A 6,983-nucleotide genomic window follows, 5' to 3' on the forward strand; every position below is an offset into this window, starting at 1 on the left:
CGGGTGCGGGGTGGTGGACCGTTCGGCCGGGCCCGCGACATAGCCGATCCGGCGGTGGCCGAGGGTGAGCAGATGCTCGGTCAGCCGCTGCGCGCCGCCCCGGTTGTCGAAGGCGAGGGTGAGCGTGCCCGGCAGCGGTGGCCGGCCGCAGAGCACGATGCGGGTGCCGGAGGCGGCGAGCCGGGACAGCTTCGCGGCCATGGCGGCGGCGTGCTCGGTGTCCTCCGCCGCGCCGCCGGTCAGCACGACCGCGGCGGCGCGCTGCCGCTGGAGCAGCGTGAGGTACATGAGCTCGCGCTCGGGGGAGCCGCCGGTGTTGCAGACCACGGCGAGCTTCTCGCTGCCGTGGCGGCCGTTGCCGCCGCCGCTGTTCCCTCCGCCGGATCCGCCGGTGCCGCCGCCGTCGCTCATCGCGGACTGGACGGCCCCGGCCAGGATGCCGAAGAAGGGGTCGGCTATGTCGTTGACCAGCACGCCGACCAGATCCGAGGTGGCGGCGGCGAGCGCGCTCGCCGGTCCGTTGACCACGTACTCCAGGTCCTCGACGGCGCGCAGCACCCGCGCCCTGGTGCTCTCGGAGACCGGGTAGTCGCTGTTGAGGACGCGCGATACGGTCGCAGCCGATACCCGCGCCAGCGCCGCCACATCGGCCAACGTGACTGTCATCGCTTCCTCCGCGTCGTGGCCCTTGTCGTCGGTGCTGGTCGCAGGTTAGCTTCTGTCCTGATAGAAAGCGCTTGCTGAGCGGGAGGGGCATATGCCGCGACGGACCGTGGGAATCGCCATGAACGGGGTGACCGGCCGGATGGGCTACCGCCAGCACCTGGTCCGTTCCATCCTCGCCATCCGCGAACAGGGCGGTCTCGACCTCGGTGACGGCGACACGATCTGGCCGGAACCAGTCCTCGTCGGCCGCCGCGAGCACGCGCTCGGCGAACTGGCCGAGCGGCACGGACTGTCCCGGTGGTCCACCGACCTCGACGCGGTGCTCGCCGACCCGTCCGTCGACGTCTACTTCGACGCCCAGGTCACCTCCGCCCGGGAGAGCGGCGTCCGCAAGGCCATCGCGGCGGGGAAGCATGTCTACTGCGAGAAGCCGACGGCGACCGGGCTCGACGGGGCGCTGGAGCTGGCCGGGCTGGCCCGTGCGGCCGGCGTCAAGCACGGCGTCGTGCAGGACAAGCTCTTTCTGCCGGGCCTGCGCAAGCTCAAGCGGCTCATCGACGGCGGCTTCTTCGGCGAGATCCTGTCGGTGCGCGGGGAGTTCGGCTACTGGGTCTTCGAGGGCGACTGGCAGCCCGCCCAGCGCCCCTCCTGGAACTACCGGGCGGCCGAGGGCGGCGGCATCGTCTCCGACATGTTCCCGCACTGGGAGTACGTCCTGCGCGAGCTGTTCGGCGCGGTGAGGACGGTGCAGGCGCACGTCACGACGCACATCCCGCGCCGCTGGGACGAGCGGGGCAAGCCGTACGAGGCGACCGCTGAGGACGCGGCGTACGGCATCTTCCAGCTGGACGGCGGAATCGTCGCCCAGATCAACTCCTCCTGGGCGGTCCGGGTGCACCGGGACGAACTGGTCGAGTTCCAGGTGGACGGCACGGAGGGCTCCGCCCTCGCCGGGCTGCGCGACTGCCGCGTCCAGCACCGCTCGGCCACCCCCAGGCCGCTCTGGAACCCCGACCTCCCGGCCACCGAGCCGTTCCGCGAGCAGTGGCAGCCGGTGCCGGACAACGACGGCTTCGACGGCGAGAACGGCTTCAAGGCGCAGTGGGAGCTCTTCCTGCGCCATGTGGTGCTCGACGAGCCCTGGCGCTGGGACCTGTTCGCGGGCGCGCGCGGCGTGCAGCTCGCGGAGCTGGGCCTCGCCTCGTCGGCGGAGGGCCGCCGGATGACCGTCCCGGAGCTGACGCTGTGACGATCCGGCTGCCCGGCGCGGACGGCGCGCTGCGGGCGTACGAACCGCGCTCCGGGCCGGCCGGGAACCGGGGCGCGAGCGGGGGCGGTGGGGGCGTGCGGGGAAGTGCCGTGCGCGGGGCCGGTAGAGGCGCGCAGGAGCCCGGCAGGGGCGCGGGGCAGGGCGCGGGCAGCGACGGGAGCTCCGGTGCGGGCGCGCGCGAGAGTGCCGTACGCGGGAGCGCGGCGGAGGTCGGAAGGGGCGCGCGCGAGAGCGCCGCGCGCGGAGGCGCAGCCCGAGCCGACGGGGGCGTGCGAGAGGGCTGGCGCGCCGGTGCCGGCGGGGGCGCGCCGCTCGTCTCCCGTACGGTCTTCGCCGCCGCGCACGTCGTCGCCGACCCGCTCGCCGACACCACCCCGGACGGCCCCGCCGCCATCGACTGGGACGCCACCCTCGCCTTCCGCCGCCACCTCTGGTCCCACGGGCTGGGCGTCGCCGAGGCGATGGACACCGCCCAGCGCGGCATGGGCCTCGACTGGCCGGGCGCGGCCGAACTGATCCGCCGCTCCGCCGCCGAGGCGAAGGCCGTCGGCGGCCGGATCGCCTGCGGCGTCGGCACCGACCAACTCACCGCCCCCGCCGCGACCCTGGCCGAGGTGACGGCCGCGTACGAGGAACAGCTCGCGCTCGTGGAGGCCACCGGCGCGCAGGCTGTCCTGATGGCCTCCCGGGCCCTGGCGGCCCTGGCCAAGGGCCCGGACGACTACCTGGAGGTCTACGGACGGCTGCTGCGCCAAGCCGGCCGGCCGGTGGTGCTGCACTGGCTGGGCCCCATGTTCGACCCCGCCCTCGCCGGCTACTGGGGCAGCGACGACCTCGACACCGCGACCGGCGCCTTCCTCGACGTCGTCGCCGCCCACCCGGACAAGGTCGGCGGCGTCAAGGTCTCGCTGCTGGACGCCGGGCGCGAGATCGCGCTGCGCCGGCGGCTCCCGGACGGAGTGCGCTGCTACACCGGCGACGACTTCAACTACCCGGAGCTGATCGCGGGCGACGAACACGGCTACAGCCACGCCCTGCTCGGGGTCTTCGACCCGCTGGGCCCGCTCGCGGCCGAGGCCGTACGGGTGCTGGACACCGGCGACACGGCGGGCTTCCGGGCGGTCCTCGACCCGACCGTCGAGCTGTCCCGCCACCTCTTCGCGGCCCCGACCCGCTTCTACAAGACCGGCGTCGTCCTGCTCGCCTGGCTGGCCGGCCACCAGCGGCACTTCACGATGCTCGGCGGCCTCCAGTCGGCGCGCTCGCTGCCGCACCTGGCGCGGGCGTACGAACTCGCCGACGGGCTCGGCCTGTTCCCGGACCCCGGGCGGGCCGAGGCGCGGATGAAGGGGCTGCTCGGGGTGTACGGGGTGGAGCAGTGAACGACCGGAGCGGTGTGAGCGGTGTGATCGGTGGGCGGGCCCGGCGTGGTGCGGCCGGTGGGCGTGGTGCGGCGAGCAGGCTGAGCCGGCTCAGCCTCAACCAGGAGACCGTCAGGCAGTGGTCCCTGCCCGAGTTGGCCGAGGGCTGCGCCAAGGCGGGGGTGCCGGGCGTCGGCCTCTGGCGGGCGCCGGTCCAGGAGTACGGGGTGGGGCGCGCGGCCCTGCTGCTGCGGGACGCGGGGCTGATGGTGACCAGCCTCTGCCGGGGCGGTTTCTTCACCGCCGCCGACCCGGCCGAGCGGAAGACGGCGCTGGCCGACAACCGGCTGGCCGTCGAGGAGGCAGCGGCCCTCGGCACAGACACCCTGGTCCTCGTCTCGGGCGGTCTGCCGCCCGGCAGCAAGGACCTGTCCGGCGCGCGCGAGCGGGTCGCGGACGCACTGGCCGAACTGGGCCCGTACGCCGCCGAGCGCGGGGTGCGGCTGGCGATCGAGCCGCTGCACCCGATGTACGCCGCCGACCGCTGCGTGGTCTCCACCCTCAACCAGGCACTGGACCTCGCGGAGCGCTTCCCGGCCGAACAGGTCGGCGTGGTCGTGGACACCTACCACCTGTGGTGGGACGAGACGGTGGCGGCGCAGATCGCACGGGCGGGAGCGGGTGGACGGATCGCGGCCTTCCAACTCGCCGACTGGGTGACCCCGCTGCCGGAGGGCGCGCTGCTCGGACGCGGCCAGCTCGGGGACGGGAGCGTCGATCTGCGCTGGTTCCGCGAGCAACTGGACGCGGCCGGGTACACCGGGCCGATCGAGGTCGAGATCTTCAACCCGCGACTCTGGGCGAGGGACGGGGCGGAGGTGCTGGCGGAGGTCGCGGCGCGCTATCGCGAGCATGTGCTGTGAGGCGGGGGCGGTGGGGTGAGGTGAGGCGGGGTGCGGCCCGCCCGGCGAAGGGCCGGAAGCGGCCACTCCAGGTTACGGATTAATAACTACCGGATACCGTGCAACCCTTCGGCGCTTACGTGGGTCGTATAGGGCATCAGGCTTCCTGGGGAGGGATCTGGGGGGATTCGGGGAAGCTGATTTGGGGGGGAAACGAGGGGGCCTGGTCGACGGACCAGGCCCCCTCGAAATATGTCCCGGGACGCGCCGGCGCTGTTGAGGCGCTGCTCAGCGCTTGATCAGAACGGCACGCCGCAGCGCAGCAGCACATTCGCGTACGGCTTGGCCTCGCCGGTGCGGACCACCAGCCGGGCCGCGCGGGTGAGTGACTTGAGCTCCTCGTGCGGGATCAGCTCCAGGGCCGGGCCGTGAGGCGGGCCGTCGGCCGGGCCGGCGTCCGGGCCCCGCGACCGTCCCGGGAAGTACCCGTCGAGCAGCGCCGTCGCCGCCGGGTTGTGGTCCCGGATCTCGCACGCGGCCATCGCGCCCTCCACGACCAACTCGTCGAGCAGGCCCGCGAGCACCTCGGCGAAGGTCGGCACCCCGGCGCGGAAGGCGAGGTCGACGACTATCGGGCCGCCGGGGCCGTCGGGTATCGGCAGGCCCGCGTCGCAGACCATGACCGTGTCGGTGTGGCCGAGCACGGCGAGCGCGCCGGCGAGATGGCGGTTGAGGATTCCGGCCTTCTTCACAGCGCGGCCACCTCTTCGGCCGTCGGGAAGGACGCCTGGGCTCCGGCACGGGTGACTGCGGACGCGCCCACCCGTACGGCGAACCGGACGGCCGTTTCCAGGTCGTCGCCGACGCCCAGCCGCCAGCCGAGCGCGCCGGTGAAGGCGTCGCCCGCGCCCGTGGTGTCCACGGCCTCGACCGGGACGCTCGGCACCCGGACCGTGGAATGCCGGTCGGCGACGACGGCGCCTTCGCCGCCCAGCGTCACCACCACCGAGCGCGGGCCGCGGGAGAGCAGCGCGGAGGCCCAGACCTCGGGGGCGTCGGCCCGGGCCGCCGGGTGGTCGCCGAGCAGGAAGCGGGCCTCGTGTTCGTTGACGACCAGCGGGTCGCAGGCGGCCAGTACGTCGTCGGGCAGCGCGGCGGGCGGCGAGGGGTTGAGCACCACCCGGGTGTCGGGGCCGACGGTCCGTACGACCGCGGCGACCGTCTCCAGCGGGATTTCGAGCTGGAGCGAGACCACCCGCGAGGCGGCCAGCAGCGACCCGGCGGCCAGCACGTCCCCAGGGGTGAGCAGGGCGTTGGCGCCGGGGGAGACCACGATGCTGTTGTCTCCCGACGGGTCGACCGTGATCAGGGCGACGCCGGTGGGCGCGCCGCCGACGAGGACGCCGACGGTGTCCACACCCGCCGCGCGGTGGGAGCCCAGCAGCAGCTGGCCGTGGGCGTCGTCGCCGACCCGCGCGAGCAGGGCCGTACGCGCGCCCAGCCGGGCGGCGGCGACCGCTTGGTTGCCGCCTTTGCCGCCCGGGTGGGTGGCCAGGTCGGAGCCGAGCACGGTCTCTCCGGCCGCCGGGCGGCGGTCGACGCCGATCACCAGGTCGGCGTTGGCCGACCCTACGACCAGCAGGTCGTAGACGTGCATCCTGTTGTTCCTTCTTTCCGGGGCGAGGGCGGCGGACCGCCTGAGCGTCCGCCGTTCGGAAGCGTCAGCCGTTCACTGGGGATAACGCTCCGAAGGCCTCTGCCGTTCAAAACGTCAACGCTCCGGAGCGGGCGTCAGCCGTTCGGGGTGCGGGCTGTCAGGCCGTCAGGAGGAGAAGTCGGCCACGTTCTTCTTGGTGACGATCTTCACCGGCACCTTCACCGTGCCCGGGACCTTCTTGCCCTTGGCGGCCTTGACCGCGTTCCGCACCGCGAGCTTGCCCAATTCCTCGGGCTGCTGGGCCACCGACGCGTACAGCGAGCCGCTCTCGACCGCCTTCAGGCCGTCCGGCGTGCCGTCGAAGCCGACGACCTGGACGGACTTGCCCGCCTTGCCGCCCAGCGACTTGGCCGCGCCGAGCGCCATCTCGTCGTTCTCCGCGAAGACGCCGTCGATGCCCGAGTGGGACTGCGACAGATTGGTCATCACGTCCAGGCCCTTGGTGCGGTCGAAGTCGGCCGGCTGCCTCGCCGCGACCTTGATGCCGGGGAAGGCCTTGAGGCCCTCCTCGAAGCCCTTGCCGCGCTCGCGGGACGCCGAAGTACCCGCGGTGCCCTGGAGGATGACGATGCTGCCCTTGCCGCCGAGCTTGTCGGCCAGCGTCTTCGCCGCGAGCTTGCCGCCGGCGACGTTGTCCGAGGCGACGGTGGCGGCGACCTCGGCCTTGTTGACGCCGCGGTCGGCGGCGATCACCGGGATGTCGGCCTTGTTGGCGGCCTTCACCGACGGGCTCGCGGCGTCCGAGTCCACCGGGTTGACGATCATCGCGTCGACGAGCTGGCTGGTGAAGTTCTGGAGCTGGTTCGCCTGCTGGGAGGCGTCGTTCTGGGCGTCGGTGACGGTGAGGTCGACCCCTTGGGCCTTCGCCTCGGCCGCGGCCCCCGCCTTGAGCTGCACGAAGAACGGGTTGTTCAGGGTCGAGACGGACAACCCGATCTTGGTGTCACCGGAGCCGCCGCCGGAAGAACCGGAGTTGCAGGCGGTGGCGGTGAGAGCGAGCGCCGCCACGGCGGCCGCGGCGATCGTGATCTTCTTCGAACTCATGGCTGCTTCCTTGCAGTAGAGAT

The 6,983-nt window shown here is 73.4% G+C and carries 7 protein-coding genes; 3 read left to right on the plus strand and 4 right to left on the minus strand.

Features of this window, described 5'->3' with window-relative positions; genetic code table 11:
- The coding region (locus QMK28_RS33290; RefSeq protein ID WP_326443427.1) for a LacI family DNA-binding transcriptional regulator at positions 1 to 666 on the minus strand (666 nt) is incomplete at its 3' end.
- Between the two features lie 91 nt (positions 667 to 757).
- On the opposite strand from QMK28_RS33290, the gene QMK28_RS33295 reads away from it, so the two are divergent.
- The 3 genes from QMK28_RS33295 to QMK28_RS33305 all read left to right on the plus strand — a co-directional run bounded on the left by QMK28_RS33295 (position 758) and on the right by QMK28_RS33305 (position 4,220).
- A complete protein-coding gene (locus QMK28_RS33295; RefSeq protein WP_326443428.1) occupies positions 758 to 1,915 on the plus strand; it encodes a Gfo/Idh/MocA family protein in 1,158 nt (385 codons plus the stop codon).
- Between the two features lie 290 nt (positions 1,916 to 2,205).
- On the plus strand, positions 2,206 to 3,318 hold the full coding sequence (locus QMK28_RS33300; protein WP_326443432.1) for a dihydrodipicolinate synthase family protein: 1,113 nt from the start codon (positions 2,206 to 2,208) through the stop codon (positions 3,316 to 3,318).
- 80 nt (positions 3,319 to 3,398) lie between these two features.
- On the plus strand, positions 3,399 to 4,220 hold the full coding sequence (locus QMK28_RS33305; protein WP_326443433.1) for a sugar phosphate isomerase/epimerase family protein: 822 nt from the start codon (positions 3,399 to 3,401) through the stop codon (positions 4,218 to 4,220).
- A gap of 278 nt (positions 4,221 to 4,498) precedes the next feature.
- Here QMK28_RS33305 and rbsD read toward each other — a convergent pair whose 3' ends face one another.
- The 3 genes from rbsD to QMK28_RS33320 form a co-directional block, all read right to left on the minus strand.
- Complete coding sequence (gene rbsD / locus QMK28_RS33310; RefSeq protein ID WP_326443429.1) at positions 4,499 to 4,951, minus strand: D-ribose pyranase; 453 nt, start codon at positions 4,949 to 4,951, stop codon at positions 4,499 to 4,501.
- The gene (locus tag QMK28_RS33315) at positions 4,948 to 5,856 is read right to left on the minus strand and encodes a ribokinase (RefSeq protein ID WP_326443430.1); all 909 of its coding nucleotides are present in this window, start codon (positions 5,854 to 5,856) and stop codon (positions 4,948 to 4,950) included. Before QMK28_RS33315 ends, rbsD begins: the two co-directional genes overlap by 4 nt.
- 165 nt (positions 5,857 to 6,021) lie before the next feature.
- Positions 6,022 to 6,983 (minus strand): D-ribose ABC transporter substrate-binding protein (locus tag QMK28_RS33320; protein WP_326443431.1); only part of this gene is annotated, 962 nt, incomplete at its 5' end.

It is taken from the genome of Streptomyces sp. H27-D2 (genome assembly GCF_035828615.1).
Taxonomy (GTDB): domain Bacteria; phylum Actinomycetota; class Actinomycetes; order Streptomycetales; family Streptomycetaceae; genus Streptomyces.

What these genes read in the sequence shown, in the direction of transcription:
- QMK28_RS33295 (WP_326443428.1), top strand. Translation starts at nt 758, where the DNA reads ATGCCGCGACGGACCGTGGGAATCGCCATGAACGGGGTGACCGGCCGG.
- QMK28_RS33315 (WP_326443430.1), bottom strand. Translation starts at nt 5,856, where the DNA reads ATGCACGTCTACGACCTGCTGGTCGTAGGGTCGGCCAACGCCGACCTG.